Origin of the sequence: Spiribacter curvatus, assembly GCF_000485905.1 — a bacterium.
GTDB classification, from domain to species: domain Bacteria; phylum Pseudomonadota; class Gammaproteobacteria; order Nitrococcales; family Nitrococcaceae; genus Spiribacter; species Spiribacter curvatus.
In genome coordinates, this window is sequence record NC_022664.1 from 1,519,733 (window position 1) to 1,543,567 (window position 23,835).

Consider the following 23,835-nt stretch of genomic DNA (forward strand, 5'->3'; position numbering starts at 1 on the left):
ACCGGCCGGATCGAATCAGCGGCTACGCCGCCCGTCCGACCAGACCGTGAGTAGGATCAGCACGACGCCGAGCGTAATCGCAGCGTCGGCAATATTGAAAGCGGGCCAGTGCCAGCCGCGGTAGTGGATATCGATAAAATCAATGACGCCGCCCAGCCGAAGCCGGTCAACGAGGTTACCCACTGCGCCACCGAGGACCAGCCCGACGCCGGCGGCCTCGAAGCGCCGGCTGGCGGCGAGGCCGCGGAGCCAGTGCAGCAGATACAGGCTCACGGCGACAGCCAGCCCACTGAGCAGCCAGCGCTGCCAGCCCGGGGCATCCGCCAGCAGGCTGAACGCCGCACCGGTGTTGAACGCGAGGGTGAGATTAAGCAACGGCATCACCGACTCCGGGCGGTACAGCGCCAGTTCGTTCACTGCCAGCCACTTGGTCGCCTGATCGATCACCAGCACAAGCGCGCCGAGAAGCAGGCCGAAGCGCAGGCTGGTGCCCTTCAACGGCATCCGGTACCGATCCGGCCCTCAGGCAAAACGCCGGACCTCGCCATCGCCGGCGATATTGCTGACGCAACGACCGCAGATTGATGGATGCTGTGGGTCGGCGCCCACGTCGGGGCGACGATGCCAGCAGCGCTCGCATTTGTCATGCCCGCTGGGCCGGACGCTGAACAGGAATCGCGTTCCATCGGCGAGGTGCGCTGCCTGGGCCTGATCGTCAGCCTCTGCCAGCGGGTGAACGCGCGCCGCCGATGTGATGAGCAGAAAGCGGAGCTCATCCCCCAGCGCAGCCCAGCGCGCGGCCAGGGGCTCCGGACAGAACAGATCGACCTCGGCCTCGAGTGTGGCACCAAGCCTCTGCTCATTGCGCATTGCCTCAATGCGCTTCGCCACTGCTTCCCGCAGGGCAAGCATGCCCTCCCAGAAAGCCCGGTCCATCAGGCCCTCATCGAGCGGGAACAGGCCGTCATACCATTCCGCTTCCAGCGCGGTGCCGTCATGATCGCCGGGCAGATGCTCCCAGATCTCGTCGGCGGTGAATGACAGTACCGGCATCAACCAGCGGACCAGCGCCTCGGCGATGTGCCACATCGCCGTCTGTGCCGAGCGACGGGCGATACTGTCGGCGCGGGTGGTGTACTGCCGATCCTTGATGACGTCGAGATAGAACCCGCCCATATCGAGCACACAGAAGTGGTGCACACGCTGATAGAGCTGATGGAAATCGAATCGTCCGGCATCCTCGATGATCGATGCCTGCAACTGCAGGGCGCGATCCACCGCCCAGCGATCGAGTGGCAGCATCTGCCCGGCCGGCAGGGCATTCCCGGCCGGATCAAAGCCGACGAGATTGGCCAGCAGGAAGCGCGCGGTGTTGCGAAGCCGGCGATAGGCATCCGCCGTGCGCTTGAGAATGTCATCGGACACGGCGATTTCGCCGCTGTAATCCGATGAAGCCACCCACAGGCGGAGGATATCAGCACCCAGGGCGTTCATGACCGATTGCGGCGCGATGACATTGCCACGGGACTTCGACATCTTGTGGCCCTGCTCGTCGACCGCGAAGCCGTGCGTGAGCACGTTCCGATAGGGCGGCTCACCATCAATCATCATCGCCGTCAACAGCGACGACTGGAACCATCCACGATACTGGTCACTGCCCTCGAGGTAGAGATCCGCCGGCCACTGCAGGTCATCCCGGCCACGCAGCACAGTGGCATGCGTTGTCCCCGAATCGAACCAGACATCGAGGATATCCGTCACCTTCTCGTAGCGATCCGCGTCCTCGCCCAACAGATCAGCCGGATCCAGCTCAAACCAGGCATCGATCCCGTCGGTCTCCATCCGCTCTGCGACCGCCTCGATCAGTTGATCCGTATGCGGATGCAGCTCACCGGTCTCGCCATCAATGAACAGCGCGATCGGTACACCCCAGTTGCGCTGCCGGGAGATGCACCATTCCGGCCGATTGCCGACCATCGCGGCCATCCGGCCCTCGCCCCAGGCCGGGAACCAGTTGACCCTGGACAGCGCCTCGACGGTGCGCTCACGCACCCGCGAGGCCTCGAGGTTGAGAAACCACTGTGGGGTCGCACGGAACAGAATCGGCGTCTTGTGCCGCCAGCAATGGGGGTAGCTATGGTGATAGGGCTCGTGGTTGGCGAGCGTGCCCGTCGACTCGAGCCGCTCGACGATCGCGCGGTTGGCATCGAACACGAACTGCCCCTGGAACTCACCGCGCCGGAAGCGACCGTCATCCGCCAGCGGGTTCTCGAGCGGCAGGTTGTAGGACTGACCGACCTCAAAGTCATCGGCACCGTGATCGGGCGCCGTATGCACCGCACCCGTCCCGGCCTCGGTGGTGACATGCTCGCCGAGAATGATCGGCACGTGGCGGTCCAGGAACGGATGCCGCAGGGTCAGATCCTCGAGATGGTAGCCCTGACAGCGCCCCACGATCCCAAAGTGCTCCACGCCATAGCGCGCCATCGCAGTCTCGTGGAGATCATCGGCCAACAGCATGAACTCGCGGCCATGGTCGATCGATGCCAGCACATAGTCGAGATGCGGATGAAGGGCGACGGCCTGGTTCGCCGGAATGGTCCAGGGCGTGGTGGTCCAGATCATCACCGAGACCGGGGCATCGCCGACGTCCACGGCGGCGCCGCAGCGTCGCGCGAGGCCTTCGCCATCAACGGCCCGAAACGCCACGTCGATGGCCGGTGAGGTATGGGCCTCGTATTCGACCTCTGCCTCGGCCAGCGCTGAGCCGCAGTCGGTGCACCAGTGTACCGGCTTGAAACCGCGCTTGAGATGGCCATTGCGGACGATGTCCCCGAGCGCCCGGAGGATGTTCGCCTCGGTCTGCGGCGCCATGGTGAGGTAGGGGTCATTCCAGTCACCCAGCACGCCAAGACGCTGGAAGTCCTCGCTCTGACCGGCCACCTGCTCGGTGGCGAAGCGCCGGCAGGCATCGCGGAAAGCGCGGTTGGAGACCGCCTCGCCGGCCTTGCCGATCTGCTGTTCGACCTTATGCTCAATGGGCAGGCCATGGCAGTCCCAGCCCGGAACATAGACGGCATCCAGTCCATCAAGGCTGCGGCTTTTTACGATGACGTCCTTGAGGATTTTATTGACTGCGTGACCGATGTGAATGCTGCCATTCGCATAGGGCGGGCCGTCATGGAGAACGTAGCGCGTACGGCCACTGCGGGCCTTGCGAAGGCGCTCGTACACCCCCTCCTCGCGCCAGCGCGCCAGCCTGACAGGCTCGCTTTTGGCGAGGCCGGCGCGCATCGGAAATGCGGTTCTGGGTAGGTTGAGGGTGTCCTTGTAATCGCTCACGGGTTCATCCTGCACTACTTGCTTTGAGGTAACCGTGGTCCACGAACCACGTTCGGGCCGCGGCGACATCCGCGGCGATCTGCTTTTTCAGCGCCTCGAGCCCATCAAACCGCTCCTCACCGCGCTGTCGGGTCAGGAACTCCACCTCGATCGGACGCCCGTAGATATCACCGGAGAAGTCCAGTAAATAGGTCTCCAGCAGCGTCTGGACTCCATTGACGGTGGGACGGGTCCCGAGACTGGCGACGCCGGGCTGCACTCCGCCCAGACCATGCACGGCGACGTTGAAAATCCCGCGCATCGGCGGTGGGTGCTGACCAAAGCCGATATTGGCGGTGGGCCAGCCGAGCTCGCGACCCAGCTTCTCGCCATGCACGACCCGCCCGGCAATGCAGAGCCGACGTCCCAGCAGCCGCTCCGCTGACCCCATGTCGCCGGCCTCCAGCACACGACGGACGCGTGTGCTGCTGACGCGTTCTCCGCCGTCATGGACCGTGGGCATGCGCTCGAGCTCGAAACCGAAGCGCTGCGCGGCGGACTGCAGCATGGTGAAATCACCCCGCCGCTGATGCCCGAAGCGGAAATCATCGCCCACCATGAGGAATCGCACATCCAGCGCGTCGACGAGCAGACGGCGGATGAAGTCCTCAGCCGGCTCCGCTGCGAGTCGCCGATCGAAGTTCAGGCAGAGCGTTCGCTCGACCCCCAGCGATTCCAGGATCCGAAGCTTTTCACGCAGACGGGTGATACGACCGGGGGCGCGGTCGGGCATGAAGAACTCGCGCGGCTGCGGCTCAAAAAGGATGACCGTGGTCGGCAGCCGCAGCCGCCGTCCAGCCGCATGGAGCGCCTCGATCACCGCCTGATGACCGCGATGGAGACCATCGAAGTTGCCGATTGTCGCCACACTCGGCCGATGCCGCTGCTTGAGGTTATGCGCGCCTCGGATGAGTTCCATGTTCGCCATCCACACCCGTCGGATTCAGAGCATTGCAAACCGGTAGTATACGGGAGGCACCCGTATCCAGCCACGTTCATGCGACGGGCTCCCGGAACTGGGCCGGCCGGACCCCCAACAGCCAGAGCGTGGCGGCATAGACACCGGCGCCAACGGCAATCACCACAGCGAGCAGACCCACCCGCACGGGGACCCCGGACGCCAGCCACAGCGACTCCTGACTGGCCGGCCACGCCAGCACCACCGTCATCACAATGACTGCGATCAACACGCGACCGCCCAGTCGCCGCCAGCCAGCCAGCGGCCGATAGACCCTCTGACGCCGAAGCCCGCGCAGCAGCAATGCCGCATTCACCCATGCCGCCAGCCCGGTGGCGAGGGCGAGCCCAGCATGGGCGAAGCCGGTATCGATCAGCAGCAGGACCAGCGAGACGCTCATCACCATATTGACCACCATCGCCGTCACCGCGCAGCGCACCGGCCCGCGGGTGTCCTGGCGCGAGAAGTAGCCCGGCACCAGGACCTTGACCAGCACGAAACCGAACAGTCCCAGACCATAGGCCATCAGGCTCCAGCTCGCTGCCTGGACGTCCGAAGCATCAAACTCACCATAGCCGAACAGCGTGGCCAGCAGGGGACTGGCCAGCACCACCAGCCCGACGGTCGCCGGAGCAATGACCACCAGCGCGAGCCGCAGCGCCCAGTCCAGCGTGGCGTTGAATCGCTCGGGGCTGGCATCGGCGTGCTCGGCGGAGAGCTTGGGCAGAATCACGGTACCCAGCGCAATGCCGAACACCCCCAGCGGGAACTCCATGAGCCGATCCGACCAGTACAGCCAGCTGATCGAGCCAACCACCAGAAAGGACGCCAGGATGGTATCCACGAGGAGGTTGATCTGTTGGACAGAGGTGCTGAACAGCGTCGGCCCCATCAAACGCAGGATGCGGCGGACGTCCGGATCCGACCAGCGCGGCCAGGGCCAGGCCAGCACACCGCGCCGCCAGAGGAATGGCAGTTGCAGCGCAAGCTGCAGGACGCCCGCCACCGGCACCGCCAGTGCCAGCGCCATGACGCCGGTCTCGAGCCGTGGAGAGAGCCAGATCGCCGCCGCGATCAGGCAGAGGTTGAGTAGCACCGGCGCGAATGCCGGCGGGCCGAATTGGTCATAGGTGTTGAGCACCGCGGCCGCGGCGGCGGTCAGTGCAATCAATAACAGGTAGGGGAAGGTCAGGCGCAACAGCTCCGCGGCGAGCGCCAGCTGGTCGGGCTGATCAATGAACCCCGGTGCGAAGACGCGTATGAGCCCGGGAGAGCCGAGCATGGCGAGAACAGTGATCGCGATCAGGATCATTGCCAGACAGCCGCTGACACGGCCAAAAAGGCGCCGGACGGCCTCGTCGCCGCCGCGCTGGCGGGCCGCTGACAGGACCGGCACAAAGGCCTGCTGGAAGGCCCCTTCGGCGAACAGACGGCGCAGGAAATTGGGGATCTTGAAGGCAACGAAAAACGCATCCGTCGCCGCCGATGGCCCGAAAATCACACCCAGGACGATGTCGCGTGCCAGCCCCATCACCCGTGACAGCAGGGTCCAGCTGCCAAAGGTCATGACCGATCGCCACAGCCGTGAGTGAGACACTTTCCGTTCAGCAGTTGACATTCAGGCGCTGCCTTCGCATATTACCGCTCTTTTCTCCCGACAAAGACTCAACAGGAGTAGCACGTTGGCCAATATCGCCTCCGCCCGCAAACGGGCCCGTCAGGCCGAGCAACAGCGCCGCCACAATCAGGCTCGCCGTTCGATGATGCGCGGCAAGCTCAAACAGGTAACGGCCGCCGTTGCAAAGGGCGACAAGGCCGCTGCGGAAGCCGCCTACGCCGACGCCGTTCCGGTGCTCGACCGGATGGCAACCCGCGGTGTGATCCACAAGAACAAGGCGGCGCGTCACAAGAGCCGGCTCGCCCAGCAGATCAAGCAACTCAGCTAGTCCTCGCTGGCCAGCCCCGGGTCAGTCAGTACCAGATTGTCCCGGTGGATCAACTCTGGTTCCGATAGATAACCGAGTAACGATTCGATGTGTCCGGTTGGTTGGCCAGCAATACGGCTGGCCGCTGCCGCGTCGTAGTTGACGAGTCCGCGTGCCACCTCCCGACCGGCCGGATCCAGACACGCCACCATCTCGCCCCGGCGGAAATGCCCCTCGACCCGTGTGACACCCACTGATAGCAGGCTCCGGCCATGCTCGCGCAGCACCTCGGCCGCCCCGTCATCGAGGCACAGGCGACCACGCACCTGCAATTGACCCGCAATCCACTGCTTGCGTGCGACAAGCGGCTCGCGCGAAGGCTCGAGGTGCGTCCCCACGGACTCCCCGGCGGCGATGCGTTGCAGCACATCCGGTTCGCGGCCCGATGCGATCCGGGTCATTGCCCCGGATCGGGCGGCCCGTCTTGCGGCCGCCACTTTGGTCCGCATGCCGCCGCTACCCAGCACGCCCGGCGCATCCGAGCAAAGCCGCTCCAGGGCCTCATCCTCCGCCGCGGCATGGCGGATCAGCTGCGCCGACGCATCCTCCCGGGGATCAGCATCAAAAAGCCCGGTCTGATCGGTGAGAATCACCAGCTGATCGGCCTCGATGAGGTTACTGACCAGCGCCGCCAGGGTGTCATTGTCGCCAAAGCGGATTTCGTCCGTAGCGATGGTGTCGTTTTCGTTGACCACCGGCACCACCCCCAGCTCGAGCAGTGCCCGCAGGGTGACGCGGGCGTTGAGGTAGCGTTGGCGATCCGCCAGGTCCTCGTGGGTCAGGAGGATCTGCCCGGTGCGCACATCGAATGTCTGGAAACGCGCCTCGTAGGCCTGCACCAGTCCCATCTGCCCCACCGAGGCGGCGGCCTGCAGCTGATGGAGCGCCGTTGGCCGCTGTGACCAGCCCAGTCTCCGCACCCCTTCCGCGACCGAGCCGGAGGAGACCAGCACGACATCGACCCCCTGCCCGCGCGCTGCGACGATCTGCCGCACCCAGTCACCGATACGCGCATGATCGAGGCCCCGTCCGTTATCGGTCACCAGCGCGCTGCCCACCTTGATGACCCAGCGGGTTCGTGGGGTCGGGTCAGTGCGACTCATCTTCGCCCTGGAGGTGTTGCATGACCGCCTGGCAGAGGGCGTCGGTCCCCCAGCCCGTTTCGGCGGAGATCAGATAGAGCGGTCCCTGCCAGGCCAGCGATTCGCGAAGCGATGCCACCACAGCCGGACGTTCCTCCTCGGGGAAGAGATCGGCCTTGTTGATGACCAGCCAGCGGTCCCGGCGGGTCAGTTCATGGCCATAGGCGGCGAGCTCTTCGGTGACGGTGCGGATATCCGCTGCGAGGTCACGATCCTCATAGAGACCGGCTATATCCACCAGATGCAGCAAGAGCCGCGTCCGGGCCAGGTGCCGAAGAAACCGGGTACCAAGACCTGCGCCCCGGGCAGCCCCCTCGATCAGTCCCGGGATGTCGGCGACGGTAAAGCTACTGCCAGAACCGATCCGGACCACGCCGAGCCCGGGGTGCAGAGTGGTGAACGGGTAGTCAGCGACGCGTGGCCGGGCCGCCGAGACGGCTCGCAGAAAGGTCGACTTTCCGGCATTGGGAAGGCCGAGCAGGCCGACATCGGCCAATAGCTGGAGCTCGAGCGAGAGGTCGCGGCGCTCCGCATCGGTCCCCGGAATCGAGCGCCGTGGTGTACGGTTGGTCGCGCTCTTGAAATGGACGTTACCCAAGCCCCCGCGGCCGCCCTCAGCGACACAGAGCCGCTTGCCGTGAGCGGTCAGATCACCGATCACCTCGCCGGTCTCGCGGTCCTTGACCAGTGTCCCGACCGGTACCGGGACGGTGATGTCCTCGCCGGAGCGCCCGGTCATCTGACGTCCCTGGCCATCATGCCCCCGCTCCGCGGCAAAGCGGCGGGTATGACGGAAGTCCGCCAGGGTATTGAGCCCGGAATCGGCCTCCAGCCAGACGCTTCCACCGTGGCCACCGTCGCCGCCATCCGGGCCACCGCGTGGAACGTATTTCTCGCGGCGAAAGCTGACACAGCCGTTGCCGCCGTCGCCGGCCGTCACCCGAATGCTGGCTTCGTCCACGAATTTCATTGGTTATCCAACCGCCACAATCAAAAAGCCCCGCACGTGGCGGGGCCGAATCCGGGCATGCTGCCGGGCGCGTCAGCCCGCCGGCTGAATGCTCACGACCCGCCGCTTGAGCGGGCCCTTGCGGGCGAAGACGACCTCGCCATCGACCTTCGCGAAGAGCGTGTAGTCGGTGCCCGTTCCCACGTTCTGCCCGGCGTGGAAGTGAGTGCCACGCTGGCGAACGATAATGCTGCCCGCCGTCACGGCCTGCCCGCCAAAGCGCTTGACGCCCAGCCGTTTGGAGTGCGAATCGCGGCCGTTGCGTGTACTGCCGCCTGCCTTCTTATGTGCCATCGATACTGTCTCCGTTGTCAGGGGCCGGGGCTAGCCAGCCTGGATGCCGGTGATCCGGACTTCCGTGTAGTGCTGCCGGTGGCCATAGTGGCGCTGGTAGTCCTGACGGCGCTTGAATTTGACCACCTCGATCTTGCGCGCCCGGCTCTGCGCGATCACCTCGGCCGAGACGGCGCCGCCTTCGAGGCGTGGCGTTCCGACCTTCACGTCATCACCGTCGGCGACGAGCAGGACTTCGTCGAAACTCACGGTTTCGCCGGCCTCGGCATTGAGCTTCTCGACCTGCAGCAGATCGCCCTCGGCGACCCGATACTGCTTGCCACCCGACTTGATTACCGCGTACATCTGAACGACTCCAGAAGGTTGTTCCAAAACCGTGAGAGAATAGTCGCATTCGCCGCCGGGGTCAACGAATGGGACGCCGCGCGCTTGACACCCCTATTGGCGGTTTCTAGCATTCCTGCTCTTACTTTATCTCGAGAAACCATCCGCATGGAGATTGCCGCCATACGCAGGCCGGTCGCGGACGATATGTCCGTGGTCGATCGCATAGTCCAGGATCGACTCCAGTCGGATGTCGCTCTCATCAATCAGCTCGGGCACTACATCATCGGCGGCGGCGGTAAACGCCTGCGGCCCATGGTCACGCTCCTGATGGCCCGCGCCGCCGGACACAGCGGCGACGACGACCGCCATGCGCTCCTCGGCGCCACTGTCGAGCTCATCCACACGGCAACGTTGCTGCACGATGATGTCGTCGATGAGTCGGCGGTGCGGCGGGGTCGCGATACGGCGAATCAGATCTGGGGCAACGAGGCGAGCGTGCTGGTCGGCGACTTCCTCTACACCCGCGCCTTCGAGATGATGGTCGAGCTCGATGACATGGCCGTCATGGCATTGTTCTCGCGCACGACCAACCGCATTGCCGAGGGGGAGGTGATGCAGTTGATGCATGTCCACGACCCGGACGTCACCGAGGACCGCTATCAGCAGGTCATCTATCGAAAGACAGCCGTGCTCTTCGAGGCGGGCTGTCAGCTCGCGGTTGGCCTCAACAGCGCCGCCGGTCGGACCCGACTCGATGCCGCCGCCGACTATGGCCGCCGGCTCGGGATCGCCTTCCAGCTCGCCGACGATGCCCTCGATTACGACGGCGATGCCGCGGCGATCGGCAAGAATATCGGCGACGATCTGGCCGAGGGCAAGCCCACGCTACCGCTGATCCATTGCATGGCGAACGCCACTCCAGCAGACCGCGCGATCGTTCGCGACGCCATCGAGAACGGCGGTCGGGGAGACATTGACGCAGTCGCCGCGGCGATTGCGCGCACTGGCTCGATTGCCTATACTCGCCGTCTCGCGGAGCAAGAGGCCGAGCTTGCCATTGAGGCACTTGCGGCGTTTGATGACGGCCCCTTCCGCACGGCCCTTCGCAGGCTTGCGGCGTTCGCGGTCGGCCGCGAGTACTGACCGATTTTCGGAGTATAGCTCAGCTTGGTAGAGCGCTGCCTTCGGGAGGCAGAGGTCGTAGGTTCGAATCCTGCTACTCCGACCAGTTTCCCCCGCCAGGCATCCACCCCGTGGGTCATGAATCCGCCATTCTGTGAATCAGCGCCCGGCATGGATGCGGGTCAGTAGCGGATCATCGCGCTTACTCAAGCTCCTGGAGACGCCCCATGGATGCGGCGGAACGACGTCCGGCACTGGCGCGATGGCTCGTTGACCGCGCGGCCCTGCCACCGGACAGGGCCGATACCATCATTGCTGATGCCCGGCGCGCCGGGCGTCCGCTCGTCCGCCAGCTCCTCGACAGCGACGCGCTGTCGCCGGCGCTCATCGCCGATGCCGCATCCCGCGTCTTCGGCATCGAGCGGATCCCGGCGGACTCCCTCGATCCGCTGCCGGAGCTGGTCGCCCAGATCGATCCCGAGCTCATTCTCCGCCACCATGCCCTTCCCCTGCGATGGCGGGATGGCGTGGTGCAGATCGCGGTGTCCGATCCGGCCAACACCACCGCACTGGATGAGTTGCGGTTTCATACCGGTCTGCCGGTCACACCGGTGCTCGCCGATGATGACGACCTGCGGGCACAGATCGCACTGCTGACCGGTGGCGTTGGCGCAGCGGCTGACGAGCTGGTCACGGCGGCCCGTGCCGAAGAGGTCCGGGACGCCCCCACGACGGCCGCGGAGGACGACACGCCGGTCATCCGCTACATCAACGAATTGCTCCGCCGGGCGATACGCGAGCAGGTCTCCGATATCCACCTCGAGCCTTTCGAGACCCACTGTCGGGTGCGATTCCGCTACGACGGTATCCTCCACGAGGCGGCCCGCCCGCCGCGGGACATGGCCGATCGACTCGCCGCACGGCTTAAGGTCATGGCGCGTATGGATATCGCCGAACGCCGTCTGCCGCAGGATGGTCGCCTGCGCCTCGACAGCGGAGCGGGGAATGGCGTCGACTTCCGGGTCAGCAGCCTGCCGACGTTATTTGGTGAAAAGCTCGTACTGCGCCTGCTCGACGCCGCGGCCACGACGCTGGAGCTCGATGGGCTGGGCATGGAGACCGATCAGCTCGCCGCCTACCGCACCGCTATCGAGCGTCCCCACGGCATGATCCTCGTGACCGGCCCCACCGGCTCCGGGAAAACCGTTACGCTCTACAGTGCCCTGCAGCAGCTCAACCAGAGCAGCCGCAATATCCTCACTGTCGAGGATCCGGTCGAGATCAAACTCCCCGGCATCAATCAAATCGCCGTCAATCACCGCATTGGACTCGACTTCCCCCACCTGCTGCGGGCCTTCCTGCGCCAGGATCCGGATGTGATGATGGTCGGCGAGATCCGCGATCGCGAGACCGCCGAGATCGCCATCAAAGCAGCGCAGACCGGTCACCTTGTGCTCTCCACCCTGCATACCAACGATGCCGCCGGTGCGATCACGCGACTGATCAACATGGGCATCCCGCGCTGGAGTATTGCCGCATCCGTCATCCTGATCAGCGCCCAACGGCTGATCCGGCGGCTTTGTAGCCACTGCCGCCGTCCCGTCGACGCCGCGACGGGACAAGGTCATTGGTTCGAGGCCAATGGCTGCCCGCGCTGCCATCAAGGCTATCGCGGCCGCCTGGGGATTCATGAGGTCCTGCCGATGACCGACACGCTTGGCCGCCGGATCCTGGAGGCTGGCACTGACACCGGCATCACCCCCGGACCGGCATCATCAGACCTGCGGACCCTGCGCGAGACGGGGATCGCGAAGGCCGCGCGCGGCCTGACCAGCCTGAGTGAGATCGATCGGGTCACGCGTCGATGACCGGCATGACGGGCTTCGCCTGGCGCGGCAGCGACCTGGACGGCCGACGCCGTTATGGCCTGACACGGGCCACTGACCCGAGCCACCTCCACCGTCATCTTGGCAGCCACGGCATCGCCCTGGAGCACTCGGTCCGGATCCCGGGCTGGCTGGAGCGGGCGATGATCCCGACGAAACCCCGACTGCAATCACGGCATATCAACGCGCTTTTCCGCCAGCTCGCGACCCTGAGCAGCGCCGGTGTGCCGCTCATCGATGCCATGACCATGATCGCTCAAGAGGAGAAACAGGCCGGCCTGCGGCGGCTTGCCAGCGACATCAGGGACGAAATCGCCGCCGGGACGCCACTTTCCGTCGCCCTTGCCAGTCAGCCGGCATATTTCGACCCGCTGATATGCGGTCTGGTCCGGGCCGGGGAACAATCCGGCGAGCTGGACGTGTTGCTCGATCGTATCGCCAACGATCGCGAACGGAGCGCCGCAATCGCTCAACGCCTGCGCCGGGCGATGCTCTACCCACTGATCGTGCTCGCCGTCGCGCTTGCCGTCGGCACGGCGCTATTGATGTTCGTCGTCCCCCGCTTCCAGGCCCTGTTCAATGGTTTCGGCGCTGAACTGCCGGTCTTCACCCGCCATGTCATTGGCCTGTCAGCGTGGCTTCGCAGTGATGGCTGGATCGGTCTGACCGGTATTGTGGGCGCGGTTGCTGCATGGCTCGCCCTTACCCGGCATTACCCGGCGCTCAGACAGATCCGACACCGCGTCGCGCTTCGCGTACCGGTCACCGGTTGTCTGATCGAGCGTGCCGAGACCGCACGCTTCACCCGGACCCTGGCCATTCTCATGCAGGCCGGCGCGCCCCTTGCCGAGGCCCTCCCCACAGTCGCGGGGACACTCAGCACACTGCCCTATCAGCGGGCTGTCATGCGCATCACCGATGACCTGCGGGATGGTCGCTCACTCGCCCTTGCGATCGAGCGCACACACCGCTTCCAGGCGAGCACGGGACGCATGATTGCCACCGGCGAGGCGGCAGGTCAGCTGCCGGAAGTGCTCGAGCGGATTGCCGATCGTCAGGAGACCGCGGTCAGTCAGGGCATCGACAACCTTGGAACCGCCCTTGAACCGCTCATCATGAGCCTTCTCGGTCTGTTGATCGGCGGGCTGGTGCTCGCCATGTATCTGCCGGTCTTCCAGCTCGGCTCGGTGATCTGAACCCGCGCAAGCGCTCCCCGCCTGGATTAGACTGGCGGCATGAATGATGGAAACGCCGATCGGCAACATCGCCCTGGGCTGGTCGTCGGGCTGACCGGTGGCATCGCGAGCGGCAAGACCGCCGTCAGCCAACGGTTCGAGGCGCTGGGGGCTGCCGTGATCGATACCGATGTGCTCGCCCGGACCGTGGTCGAGCCGGGCACCTCTGGTCTCGACGCGATCCGCGGGCGCTTTGGGGCCGGTGTCATCGGCGCCGGTGGCGGTCTCGACCGTACAGCCCTGCGTCAGCGGGTATTCGCCGATGCATCCGCCCGACAGGACCTCGAGGCGATCACCCACCCGCGGATTCGCGCCGCAGTGGATGAAGCGCTCGCAATGGTGCACCAGCCCTATGCCCTGATCGTGGTGCCGCTGCTGCTCGAGGCGGGCTGGACCGATCTGATGGACCGGATACTCGTTGTCGACGCACCCCCGGATCAACAGCGCCACCGGCTCATGGAGCGCGACGGCACGGATCCGGCACAGGCCGAGCGCATACTGGCCAGCCAGGCAGAGCGTCAGGCGCGGCTGGCCATCGCGGACGATGTCATCGCGAACGACACCGACACTGCGTCACTGGACGCCCGTGTGGCCGCCCTGCACGAACAGTACCAGCGGATCGCGACCGGCCACTGACACCCGATTTGGCGAGTGGCTGATCTCTGAGCGACAATCCCGGTCAGGGCAATGAGGGGCCAGTGTGGACACAACCAATCCCGGAACCGATGTGATGGTCTATGAGTATCCGCTCAATGAGCGGATGCGCACCTTCCTGCGGCTTGAATTCCTGTTCAGGAACCTGCGCTTCGGAACCGACGGCGACAGCACCTGGCACACCCGAATGGCCGTTGATGCGCTTCTCGACATTACCGCGCTGCTCACCCGAAGCGATGTCCGCTCGGAACTGCAAAAAGAGCTGGAGCGCATTCTGACCAGCCTCGAAAAGCTGCAGGCAAGGCCCGAGGTCGATGAACGCCGTCTGGCGCCAGTCCTGGCGGAGTGTCGCGACATCGCACAGCAACTCCGCGATGCCCCGACAGGCATCCCTTCCGTCGTTCGCAATAACGAGTTCCTGACAGCCATCGAACAGCGGGCCGGCGTACCGGGTGGAACCTGCGCCTTTGATCTGCCCGGCTATCATCTCTGGCTGGAGAGCGAGGTTGCCCAGCGGCGCGCACTGCTCGAGCAATGGCATGGCGCCTTCCGGCTAATGGATCAGGGCACCGCGCTGGTGCTCAAGCTCCTGCGCGAGAGCGCGGATCCGGTCAACGAAGTCGCGGGAGGCGGCAGTTTTCAGGCCACGCTCGATCGCGCCACGCCCTATCAGATGCTGCGCGTGCGGATGCCGCGCTCATTCCAGTGCTATCCAGAAGTAAGCGGCAGCCGGCATTTCTGTAATATCCGTTTTCTCGAACAGCCCACAAAAGGCGAACGCCCCAATCAGGTGGACGACGATGTCGCATTCATCCTTGAGCGCTGTGTCATCTGACACGCCCCCCACCGTCGCCTGCCCGCAATGCGGCGAACAGGTCCCGTGGACGGCGGATTCACCCTACCGGCCGTTCTGCTCACGGCGCTGCCGTATGATTGATCTGGGCGACTGGCTGGACGAGCGCCACCAGATCCCCGGCGATCCGGTGCCACCAGACGCCGGGGACTAACGCCACAGCCCCGAGATGCCGGCGATGCCCTGGCCGCCGTTGGCGCGGGCGGGATCCTCATCGACTGTCTGCATGCCGCCGAGTGCATAGACGGGAACGCGGCTTGCAGCCGCTGCCTCGGCGAACGCCGGCCAGCCCAGTGGATGGGCATCGGGGTGACTGGCGGTCGGCTTGAGCGGGCTGAGCACCACGAAATCGACGCCACAGGCGATTGCCCGCTGGAGCTCGAGCCGACTATGACAGGACGCCGCCACCCAGTAGGCCGATGGCAGTGGCCGCGAGCTGCATACGGCGAGCTGTGCCGCGGTCAGATGCATCCCATCCGCGCCGATGCGGCGCACCTCATCAGGCGTTCCGTTGATCAGCAGTAACGCGCCCGCACGACGGCATCGAGCCTGGGCATCGTGCGCCAGCGAGCGGCGCGCCGCATCCGCCAGCCGTACCCGGAACTGGATCAGGCGCTCACCGCGGGCCAGCACCCGATCGAGCGTATCGAGCCATGACGAAGGCTCGCCGCAATCGGCGCTGATAACGTAATGCGGCGGCAGACGGGTAGCGGTGATGATTGGCTGGTTCGCGGCCGGGAAGTCAGCCGGATCCAGTGCTTCCGGGGCCACCCAGCGCAGCGGCTGGCTTTCTCGCCCTAGGGGCCGGCCCGACCAGTGCGTCACCTCGCGGACCCGCAGCGCCACCTGACGGTCGCCGTAGTCATGACTGATATCGATCAACGCTCGGCTGTGCTGGACGGTGAGGCCAAGCTCCTCGTCCAGCTCGCGGGCCAGCGCCGATTCCACGGATTCACCGGGCTCGACCTTGCCACCCGGGAATTCCCAGCGATTGCCCTGATGACGATGAGCGGCCCGACGACTGATCAGTATCCGTCCCCTTTCGTCCCGGATGACGCCGACTGCCACGAACAGCCGCTGGGGATCAGCTCCGGTACTCGGCATTGATGCGGACGTAGTCGTAGGAGAAATCGCAGGTCCAGACCGTCGCCGCCGCCTGTCCCCGGTCGAGATCGATGGCAATGCGCACGTGATCGGCGGCCATCGACGCCGCCGCGGCCGATTCCCGATAGTCCGGACTCACCCCACCGCCTTCGACAATCGGGCAGTCACCCAGGTGGATGCGGACGCGATCGACATCGAGGTCCCGTATCCCGGCACGCCCGACCGCGGCGAGGATCCGTCCCCAATTGGGATCAGCCGCGAACAGTGCGGTCTTGACCAGCGGCGATTCCGCCACGGTGAACGCCACTTGCTCGGCCTCCGCGGTGGTTGTCGCACCGGCCACGCGGATCGCCATATCACGGGTTGCGCCCTCGCCATCGGCAACGATCTCCCGCGCCAGCGCCACGCACATTGTGGTCAGCGCGTCGAGGAAACGCGCCCGCTCGGATGCATCCGCCAGCGTCACACCGCTCGCCGCGGTGGCGATGAGCGTGCAGGCGTCATTGGTGGAGGTATCACCATCCACGGTAATGCGATTGAAGCTGACCGCCACGGCATCACGCAGCAGCCGGCGTAGACTGGCTGTATCGATATCCGCGTCGGTGGCGATATAGGCGAGCATCGTGGCCATATCCGGGCGGATCATCCCGGAGCCCTTGGCGATACCGGTAAGGGTGATCGTGCCCGCGGCGAGCTCGAGGCGCACACTCCGCCCCTTGGGACGGGTGTCCGTGGTCCGGATCGCATCCGCCGCCAGTGCCCAGTGATCGGCCTGCAGGCCGGCGATCGCCGCGGGCAGTGCCGCATCGATGCGATCCGCCGGCAGAGGCTCGCCGATCACGCCGGTCGAAAAGGGGATGATCTGAGTGGGCCGGCAGCCCGTCCTCTCGGCCAGCGCGGCGCAGTTCTGCTGGACGGCCGCATCACCCGCCTGACCGGTACCGGCATTGGCATTACCGGTATTGATCAGCAGGTAGCGCGGGTCGTCATCGCGCAGGTTCGCCTCCGCCAGGCGCACCGGCGCGGCGCGGAACAGATTGCGGGTGAAGACGCCGGCGACGCGACTGCCCTCGTCGAGGGCCATGACAACCAGGTCATTAACGCCGGGTTTGCGGACCGCCGCCTCCACGACCCCGATGCGGACACCGGGGACCGGATGGAGGACCGGCAGGGGCGATTCGGACACAGCCATCACCGATGCCTTGTGCTAGAGCCGACCATGGCAGTGTTTGTATTTCTTCCCAGAGCCGCAGGGACAGGGCTCGTTACGGCCGACCTTACGCTCGCCACGCACAAATGGCTGCCGTTCGTCATCGGCCTCGGCGTCTGCACTCGATGCCGACGCCCCAGCCCCTTCATGACTCTGCAGCGCGTTGGCCTGCGCATGCTCGAACTGCATGGCGCGGGCGCGTTCGGCGTCGCGCTGTGCCTCCGCCGCCTGGGCATCCTCCGGACTCCGGACATTGACGTTGAACAGGATGCGAATGGTCTCGCGCTTGATGCCATCGAGCATCTCCTGAAACATCGCGAAAGCTTCCTTCTTGAACTCCTGCTTGGGGTTGCGCTGCGCCATCCCACGCAGCCCGATCCCCTGGCGCATGAAGTCCATCGCCGCGAGATGCTCCTTCCACTGGTTATCCAGGACCTGCAGCAGGAAGCTCTTCTCGACCTCGCGCATATTCACGCCAATCGCCGTGACCTGCTCTTCTTTCTCGGTATAGCAGTCAACGACCGCCTGCTGGAGACGCTCGAGCACGCCCTCACGGTCGAGCTCGTCTTCTTCCTCCAGCCACTGCCCCACCGGTACGCTGACCCCGAACTGCGCCTGCAGCGCCTCCTCGAGGGCGGGGATGTCCCACTGATCGTCGATCGTCCCCGGTGGCATATGGGTGTCGAGCAGCTCCGCGAGGACATCGTTCTGCATGTCGACGATCGTCCCGGAGATATCCTCGGAGTTGAGCAGTTCGTTGCGCTGGGCGTAGACCACGCTGCGCTGGTCATTGGCGACGTCGTCGAATTCAAGCAGATGCTTGCGCATGTCGAAGTTGTGCGCCTCAACCTTGCGCTGGGCATTCTCGATGACGCGCGAGACCATGCCGCTCTCGATCGCCTCGCCCTCCTGCATCCCCAGCCGCTGCATCATCCCGGAGACCCGCTCAGAGGCGAAGATCCGCAGCAGGTTGTCATCGAGCGAGAGGAAAAAGCGGGTCGACCCCGGATCGCCCTGGCGACCGGAGCGACCACGGAGCTGGTTGTCGATACGGCGGGATTCATGGCGCTCGGTGCCGATCACATGCAACCCGCCCGCCTCGATCACGCGGTCGTGACGGGCCTGCCAGTCGGCACGCAGTGCCTCACGCCGATCCGCCGGGGCATCTTCCTCGAGTTCCGCCGCCTCAACATCGAAATTGCCGCCCAGGACGATGTCGGTGCCACGGCCGGCCATGTTGGTGGCGATGGTCACGGCACCCGGCTGGCCGGCCTCGGCGATGATGCCGGCCTCACGCTCGTTTTCCTTGGCATTGAGCACCTCGTGGTGGATCGCCGCCTTGCGGAGGGCGTCGGAGATGAGCTCCGAGCTTTCGATGGACGTGGTGCCCACCAGGACCGGCTGGCCGCGGCTGTTGCAGTCCTTGATGTCCTCGATGATGGCCTGGTACTTGTCGTCCTGATTGAGAAAGACCAGATCGTGGTGGTCGGCACGGATCATCGGCCGATGCGTGGGGATGACCGCCACCTCCAGCCCATAGATGTGCTGGAACTCGTAGGCCTCGGTATCGGCGGTACCGGTCATACCGGCGAGTTTGTCGTAGAGGCGGAAGAAGTTCTGGAACGTGATCGAGGCGAGTGTCTGGTTTTCGGCCTGGATCTCCACGCCTTCCTTGGCCTCGATCGCCTGATGGAGGCCCTCGGACCATCGCCGTCCCGGCATGGCTCGGCCAGTGAACTCGTCGACGATCACGATCTGGCCATCGCGGACGAGGTAGTGGACGTCGCGCTGGAAGAGCGCGTGAGCCCGCAGAGCGGCATTGAGGTGATGCACCATGACGATATTGCGCGCGTCGTAGAGGCTCTCACCCTCGCCGAGTAGCTCAGCCTCCCGCAGCAGATCCTCGGCACGCTCCTGACCCGACTCGGTGAGGAATGCCTGGCGGGCCTTCTCGTCGAGGTAATAGTCCCCTGGACCGTCTTCCTCTTCCTGCGCCTCGAGTGCCGGCACAACCCGGTTCATACTGACGTAGAGATCGCTGGACTGCTCGGCCTTGCCGGAGATGATCAGCGGCGTACGCGCCTCATCGATGAGGATCGAATCGACCTCGTCGACGATGGCGAAGTACCGCCCGCGCTGCATCTGATCCTCGGCACGCAGCGCCATGTTGTCACGCAGGTAATCGAAGCCGAACTCGTTGTTGGTGCCGTAGGTGATGTCGGCCTGATAGGCCGCACGCTTGGTCTCGCTATCCATCCCGGGGACCACCACACCCACCTCGAGACCCAGAAAGCGGTACAGCCGGCCCATCCATTCGGCATCACGCCTTGCGAGGTAGTCATTCACGGTAATGATGTGAACGCCCCCACCCGTCAGCGCATTGAGATAGGCCGCGAGCGTCGCGACCAGCGTCTTGCCCTCACCGGTTTTCATCTCGGCGATGCGCCCGTGATGGAGCACCATGCCGCCGATCAACTGGACGTCGAAATGGCGCAGGCCAAGCGTGCGCTGCGCCGCTTCGCGGACGACGGCGAAGGCCTCGGGCAGCAGGCTATCCAGCCGCTCACCCTCATCAAGGCGCGTCCGAAGGCGGGTGGTCATGCCCTGCAGCGCTTCATCCGACAATGCCTGCATGGTCGGTTCAAACGCGTTGATCCGTGTCACCTGGCGTCGCAGCCGCTTCACAAGCCGGTCGTTGCGGGTGCCAAGTACCTTTTTTGCGATTCCGCTGAGCATGCCGATCCAATGCGCTTTAGAATGAACGCATCACTATAGCGCATCGGACGAAGGAAAATCAGGAGTCGGCGATGAGCGAGCGCAAGGGCGGCGGCCCCGGTCGTCTGCAGGGGGTCCTGCGGCGATCCACCAACGATATCGCCGCGATACGGCGACAGACGGCACTGCTCGAGCAGGCAACCCGCACGCTCAATGCATCACTGCCGCCGCGCCTGCACGGTCACTGGCAGGTCGCCGCGCTGTCCGCGGACGCACTGGTCATCACGGCCGAGAGTTCGGTATGGGCGACGCCGTTGCGGGCCTATCAGTCGGGGTTGCTCGAGGCCGCCACGGCGCTGATCAGCGTACAGCCCAAACGCCTGCAGATCCGGCTGGCTGCCCCGGCCCCGGCGAAGCCACCCCGGGAGAGTGTCATGCTCAGCGCCGGCGCGGCGCAGCATCTGGAGTCCGCCGCCCGGGGGATGGATGATTCCCGGCTGGCGGCGTCGCTTCGCCGGCTGGCCTCACGCCGACATGAGCGCTCCTCAGGCCACCGGTAGCGGCTGATCGTAGGTGATGGGCGCCACTTCCTCGCCCTCGAACGTCACCTCTTCCCAGGCATCACGCTCCACCAGCAGCTTGCGCAGCAGGCGGTTGTTGAGTTCATGGCCCGACTTATACCCGTGGAACGCCCCGATGAGACTCCGGTTGAGCTGATAGAGATCACCGATCGCATCGAGGATCTTATGCTTGGCGAACTCGTTCTGATAACGAAGGCCGTCCTCGTTCAGGACCCGGTAGTCATCGACCACGATGGCGTTGTCGAGGCTCCCGCCCAGGGCAAGATTATTCTGCCGCAGATACTCGATATCACGCATGAAACCGAAGGTCCGCGCCCGGCTGACTTCCTTGACGAACGACGTCGAGGAGAAATCCACCTCGGCCGTCCGCTCGCCGGCCTTGAAGACCGGATGGTCGAACTCGAGGGTGTAGCTCACCTTGAATCCATCATGCGGTGTGAAACTCACCCGCTTACCATCCGCATCCTCGATGCTCAGCGGCCGGGTAATGCGGATGAACCGCTTGGGCGCCGCCTGCTCCAGCGTACCGGCCGAACGGATGAGGAACACGAACGGGCCGGCGCTGCCATCCATGATTGGCACTTCCGGAGCGGACAGGTCGATATACGCGTTATCGATGCCCAGCCCCGCCATGGCCGACAGAAGATGCTCTACCGTGGCGACGCGCACCCCGTCACGGCTGAGACAGGTGGATAGCACCGTATCAGCGACGTTCTCCGGATCGGCGGCAATCTCGACAACCGGGTCAAGATCGACCCGACAGAATCGGATCCCGGTATTCGCCGGCGCCGGGCGCAGCGTGAGATAGACCTTCTCGCCCGTATGGAGCCCGACGCCGGTTGCCCGGATGCTGTTTTTGAGCGTGCGTTGTCGAATCATCAGCCCTGTCCAGAGGTTATATGCGCTATCAAGTCCCGGAGGATAGCAGAAAACCCGGATGCCCGGGGCACACAGACCTCAGTCCGCCTGCCGCCGGAGGAACGCCGGAATATCGAGATACTCCATATCGCTGCCAGCCGCTGCCCCATTGCTGCCGGTTGCCGTCCACTGACGCGCGGCCGGACGCTCCGGCGTCTCGCTGGCCGGATCACCACTGGCCGCCTTGCGCGGGACCAGCCGCGCCGCCGGCGCCGGTGCCGGCTCATCCGCCGGCCGGACCGGTGCCAGACCGGTGGCCACCACCGTCACGCGGATCTCGCCCTCGAGCTCGGGATCGATCACCGTGCCGACCACGACCGTCGCCTCATCCGAGGCAAACTCCTTGACCGCATTGCCCACCTCATCGAACTCGCCGATCGACAGGTCCAGACCCGCGGTGACGTTGACGAGCACACCGTTGGCGCCGGCGATATTGGCATCCTCGAGCAGCGGGCAGGCGATGGCGCGTTCGGCCGCCTCGCGGGCCCGACCCTCACCACTCGCTTCGCCCGAGCCCATCACCGCCATGCCCATTTCGGACATCACGGTGCGTACGTCGGCAAAGTCGACATTAATCAGGCCCGGCCGCGTGATCAGCTCGGCGATCCCCTTCACCGCGCCCAGCAATACGTCGTTGGCCGACTTGAAGGCATTGAGCAGCGTCAGCTCCTGTCCCAGCACCGAGAGCAGCTTCTCGTTGGGAATGGTGATCAGTGAGTCCACCTCGCGCTCGAGCTCGCGGATCCCCTCATCGGCGACGCCCATGCGCTTCTTGCCCTCGAACGGGAAAGGCTTGGTCACGACCGCCACGGTCAGCACACCCATTTCGCGGGCGATCTGAGCGACGACCGGTGCAGCCCCCGTGCCCGTGCCACCGCCCATCCCGGCGGTGATGAAGACCATATCGGCCCCCTCGAGCACCTCGGCGATACGCTCGCGATCGTGATCCGCCGCCTCGCGCCCGACCTGCGGATGGGCCCCCGCGCCCAGCCCCTTGGTAATGCCCTGCCCGAGCTGGAGCGTGGTACGCGCCGAACTGTTCCGCAGCGCCTGCGCATCGGTGTTGGCGCAGATGAAATCCACACCTTCAACGTCCGCGGAGACCATGTGCTGGACGGCATTGCCGCCACCGCCACCAACGCCAACAACCTTGATGACCGCGTTCTGATTGTAGCTATCCATTAATTCAAACATCCCTTCACCCTCCATTCAGTGAATCAGAAATTTCCCTTAAACCAGTCTTTCATCCGGCCCCAGACCGCGGTGAACCCCTGGGTCCCGCCAGCCGAGAGTTCCGGACGCGATTCATCACGGTGCTGCCAGCCGCCATGCAGCAGGCCCACGCCCGTGGAGTAGATCGGGTTACGGACGACGTCCGTCAGTCCGGTCATATGCTGGGGCAGCCCCAACCGAACGGGGGTGTGGAACACCTCTTCGGCCAGATCCACCGCGCCTTCCATCTTCGAACTGCCGCCGGTCAGCACCACGCCGGCGGCGATCAGGTCCTCGAACCCGCTCCGCCGCAATTCGGCCTGGATCAGGGTCATGAGCTCCTCATAACGGGGCTCGACGACCTCTGCCAGCGTCTGGCGTGACAGCCGTCGCGGCGGTCGATCGCCGACCGACGGCACCTCGATGGTCTCGTCGCTGGTCGCCAGCTGCGAGAGCGCACAGGCGTAGCGCATTTTGATGTCCTCGGCGTGCTGCGTCGGCGTGCGCAGCGCCACGGCAATGTCGTTGGTGACCTGATCGCCGGCGATCGGAATGACCGCGGTGTGGCGGATCGCCCCATCCGTGAATACCGCGATGTCAGTGGTCCCACCGCCGATATCCACGAGGCAGACCCCGAGCTCTTTTTCGTCCTCAGTGAGCACCGCATGACTGGAGGCGAGTTGCTCGAGAATGACGTCGTCGACCTCAAGCCCGCAGCGGCGGATGCATTTCACAATGTTCTGCGCCGCGCTGACCGCACCGGTGACCATATGCACCTTGGCCTCGAGACGGACGCCCGACATGCCCACCGGCTCGCGCACGCCCTCCTGGCTATCGATGATGTATTCCTGCGGCAGGGTGTGGAGGATTTCCTGATCCGCCGGGATGGCCACCGCCCGCGCGGCATCGAGCACCCGCTCGACATCGCTGCGGGTCACCTCGCGGTCCTTGATGGCGACGATGCCGTGGGAGTTGAGCGAGCGGACATGGCTGCCGGCGATGCCGACATAGACGGAGTGGATCTGGCAGCCCGCCATGAGCTCGGCCTCCTCCACTGCCCGCTGGATCGATTGCACCGTGGATTCGATATTCACCACGACGCCCTTTTTGAGGCCGCGCGAGCTGTGCGAGCCAATGCCGATCACCTCGACCTCGCCCCCGGCCCGCATCTCACCGACAATCGCTACGACCTTCGATGTGCCGATATCCAGGCCGACCAGCAGGTTGCGTTCCTGTTTGCGTGTCATTG

General features: G+C 65.2%; 22 protein-coding genes and 1 tRNA gene. 9 read left to right on the top strand and 14 right to left on the bottom strand.

The window, feature by feature from the left end; all coding sequences use genetic code 11:
• Positions 1 to 15: 15 nt before the first annotated feature.
• The 4 genes from lspA to murJ form a co-directional block, all read right to left on the bottom strand.
• On the bottom strand, positions 16 to 504 hold the full coding sequence (gene lspA, locus SPICUR_RS07420; protein ID WP_023367652.1) for a signal peptidase II: 489 nt from the start codon (positions 502 to 504) through the stop codon (positions 16 to 18).
• Between the two features lie 18 nt (positions 505 to 522).
• Positions 523 to 3,342 carry an isoleucine--tRNA ligase gene (gene ileS / locus SPICUR_RS07425; protein ID WP_041382463.1) on the bottom strand — a complete coding sequence of 940 codons (2,820 nt, stop codon included), beginning with the start codon at positions 3,340 to 3,342 and terminating at the stop codon, positions 523 to 525.
• A gap of 4 nt (positions 3,343 to 3,346) precedes the next feature.
• Positions 3,347 to 4,300: a bifunctional riboflavin kinase/FAD synthetase gene (ribF, locus tag SPICUR_RS07430; RefSeq protein WP_041382465.1), complete on the bottom strand. Its 954-nt coding sequence runs from the start codon at positions 4,298 to 4,300 to the stop codon at positions 3,347 to 3,349.
• Between the two features lie 76 nt (positions 4,301 to 4,376).
• On the bottom strand, positions 4,377 to 5,957 hold the full coding sequence (gene murJ / locus SPICUR_RS07435) for a murein biosynthesis integral membrane protein MurJ (protein ID WP_041381800.1): 1,581 nt from the start codon (positions 5,955 to 5,957) through the stop codon (positions 4,377 to 4,379).
• A gap of 64 nt (positions 5,958 to 6,021) precedes the next feature.
• Here murJ and rpsT point away from each other — a divergent pair, with 64 nt between their 5' ends.
• Positions 6,022 to 6,285, top strand: coding sequence for a 30S ribosomal protein S20 (rpsT, locus tag SPICUR_RS07440; RefSeq protein WP_023367660.1), 264 nt, complete (start codon positions 6,022 to 6,024; stop codon positions 6,283 to 6,285).
• On the opposite strand, the gene proB is transcribed toward rpsT, so the two are convergent.
• The 4 genes from proB to rplU form a co-directional block, all read right to left on the bottom strand.
• Positions 6,282 to 7,427: a glutamate 5-kinase gene (gene proB, locus SPICUR_RS07445; RefSeq protein ID WP_023367662.1), complete on the bottom strand. Its 1,146-nt coding sequence runs from the start codon at positions 7,425 to 7,427 to the stop codon at positions 6,282 to 6,284. The two genes, rpsT and proB, sit on opposite strands and share 4 nt — an antisense overlap.
• Positions 7,414 to 8,436: an Obg family GTPase CgtA gene (gene cgtA / locus SPICUR_RS07450; protein WP_023367664.1), complete on the bottom strand. Its 1,023-nt coding sequence runs from the start codon at positions 8,434 to 8,436 to the stop codon at positions 7,414 to 7,416. The genes proB and cgtA overlap by 14 nt, the downstream gene beginning before the upstream one ends.
• Before the next feature lie 72 nt (positions 8,437 to 8,508).
• Positions 8,509 to 8,769, bottom strand: a complete 261-nt coding sequence (rpmA, locus tag SPICUR_RS07455; RefSeq protein WP_023367666.1) for a 50S ribosomal protein L27 — start codon at positions 8,767 to 8,769, stop codon at positions 8,509 to 8,511.
• A gap of 30 nt (positions 8,770 to 8,799) precedes the next feature.
• Positions 8,800 to 9,114 carry a 50S ribosomal protein L21 gene (gene rplU / locus SPICUR_RS07460; RefSeq protein WP_023367668.1) on the bottom strand — a complete coding sequence of 105 codons (315 nt, stop codon included), beginning with the start codon at positions 9,112 to 9,114 and terminating at the stop codon, positions 8,800 to 8,802.
• Between the two features lie 147 nt (positions 9,115 to 9,261).
• On the opposite strand from rplU, the gene SPICUR_RS07465 reads away from it, so the two are divergent.
• From SPICUR_RS07465 to yacG, 7 genes are all read left to right on the top strand, one after another.
• Positions 9,262 to 10,239, top strand: coding sequence for a polyprenyl synthetase family protein (locus SPICUR_RS07465; RefSeq protein WP_023367670.1), 978 nt, complete (start codon positions 9,262 to 9,264; stop codon positions 10,237 to 10,239).
• A gap of 8 nt (positions 10,240 to 10,247) precedes the next feature.
• Positions 10,248 to 10,324 (top strand) — tRNA-Pro (locus tag SPICUR_RS07470).
• A gap of 121 nt (positions 10,325 to 10,445) precedes the next feature.
• Positions 10,446 to 12,086, top strand: a complete 1,641-nt coding sequence (locus SPICUR_RS07475; protein ID WP_023367672.1) for a GspE/PulE family protein — start codon at positions 10,446 to 10,448, stop codon at positions 12,084 to 12,086.
• The gene (locus SPICUR_RS07480) at positions 12,083 to 13,300 is read left to right on the top strand and encodes a type II secretion system F family protein (protein WP_023367674.1); all 1,218 of its coding nucleotides are present in this window, start codon (positions 12,083 to 12,085) and stop codon (positions 13,298 to 13,300) included. The genes SPICUR_RS07475 and SPICUR_RS07480 overlap by 4 nt, the downstream gene beginning before the upstream one ends.
• A 39-nt stretch (positions 13,301 to 13,339) precedes the next feature.
• A complete protein-coding gene (gene coaE / locus SPICUR_RS07485) occupies positions 13,340 to 13,975 on the top strand; it encodes a dephospho-CoA kinase (RefSeq protein WP_023367676.1) in 636 nt (211 codons plus the stop codon).
• A 64-nt stretch (positions 13,976 to 14,039) separates the two neighbouring features.
• Positions 14,040 to 14,828: a cell division protein ZapD gene (gene zapD, locus SPICUR_RS07490; RefSeq protein ID WP_023367678.1), complete on the top strand. Its 789-nt coding sequence runs from the start codon at positions 14,040 to 14,042 to the stop codon at positions 14,826 to 14,828.
• On the top strand, positions 14,794 to 15,000 hold the full coding sequence (gene yacG, locus SPICUR_RS09780) for a DNA gyrase inhibitor YacG (protein WP_076742142.1): 207 nt from the start codon (positions 14,794 to 14,796) through the stop codon (positions 14,998 to 15,000). Before zapD ends, yacG begins: the two co-directional genes overlap by 35 nt.
• Here the strand turns inward: yacG and SPICUR_RS07495 are convergent.
• The 3 genes from SPICUR_RS07495 to secA are packed head-to-tail and all read right to left on the bottom strand — an operon-like array spanning position 14,997 to position 19,896.
• Positions 14,997 to 15,950 (bottom strand): Nudix family hydrolase, encoded by a 954-nt coding sequence (locus SPICUR_RS07495; protein ID WP_023367680.1) that lies wholly within the window; start codon positions 15,948 to 15,950, stop codon positions 14,997 to 14,999. The genes yacG and SPICUR_RS07495 overlap by 4 nt on opposite strands.
• On the bottom strand, positions 15,931 to 17,142 hold the full coding sequence (argJ, locus tag SPICUR_RS07500; protein ID WP_023367682.1) for a bifunctional glutamate N-acetyltransferase/amino-acid acetyltransferase ArgJ: 1,212 nt from the start codon (positions 17,140 to 17,142) through the stop codon (positions 15,931 to 15,933). The genes SPICUR_RS07495 and argJ overlap by 20 nt, the downstream gene beginning before the upstream one ends.
• Before the next feature lie 15 nt (positions 17,143 to 17,157).
• Positions 17,158 to 19,896, bottom strand: coding sequence for a preprotein translocase subunit SecA (gene secA / locus SPICUR_RS07505; RefSeq protein ID WP_023367684.1), 2,739 nt, complete (start codon positions 19,894 to 19,896; stop codon positions 17,158 to 17,160).
• 71 nt (positions 19,897 to 19,967) lie between these two features.
• On the opposite strand from secA, the gene SPICUR_RS07510 reads away from it, so the two are divergent.
• On the top strand, positions 19,968 to 20,435 hold the full coding sequence (locus SPICUR_RS07510; protein WP_023367686.1) for a DciA family protein: 468 nt from the start codon (positions 19,968 to 19,970) through the stop codon (positions 20,433 to 20,435).
• On the opposite strand, the gene lpxC is transcribed toward SPICUR_RS07510, so the two are convergent.
• The 3 genes from lpxC to ftsA form a co-directional block, all read right to left on the bottom strand.
• Entirely contained in the window at positions 20,421 to 21,335 is a 915-nt protein-coding gene (gene lpxC, locus SPICUR_RS07515; protein ID WP_023367688.1) for a UDP-3-O-acyl-N-acetylglucosamine deacetylase, read from the bottom strand. The two genes, SPICUR_RS07510 and lpxC, sit on opposite strands and share 15 nt — an antisense overlap.
• 78 nt (positions 21,336 to 21,413) lie before the next feature.
• Positions 21,414 to 22,568 carry a cell division protein FtsZ gene (ftsZ, locus tag SPICUR_RS07520; protein WP_041382467.1) on the bottom strand — a complete coding sequence of 385 codons (1,155 nt, stop codon included), beginning with the start codon at positions 22,566 to 22,568 and terminating at the stop codon, positions 21,414 to 21,416.
• A 23-nt stretch (positions 22,569 to 22,591) separates the two neighbouring features.
• A complete protein-coding gene (gene ftsA / locus SPICUR_RS07525) occupies positions 22,592 to 23,833 on the bottom strand; it encodes a cell division protein FtsA (protein ID WP_023367692.1) in 1,242 nt (413 codons plus the stop codon).
• Positions 23,834 to 23,835 lie beyond the last annotated feature (2 nt).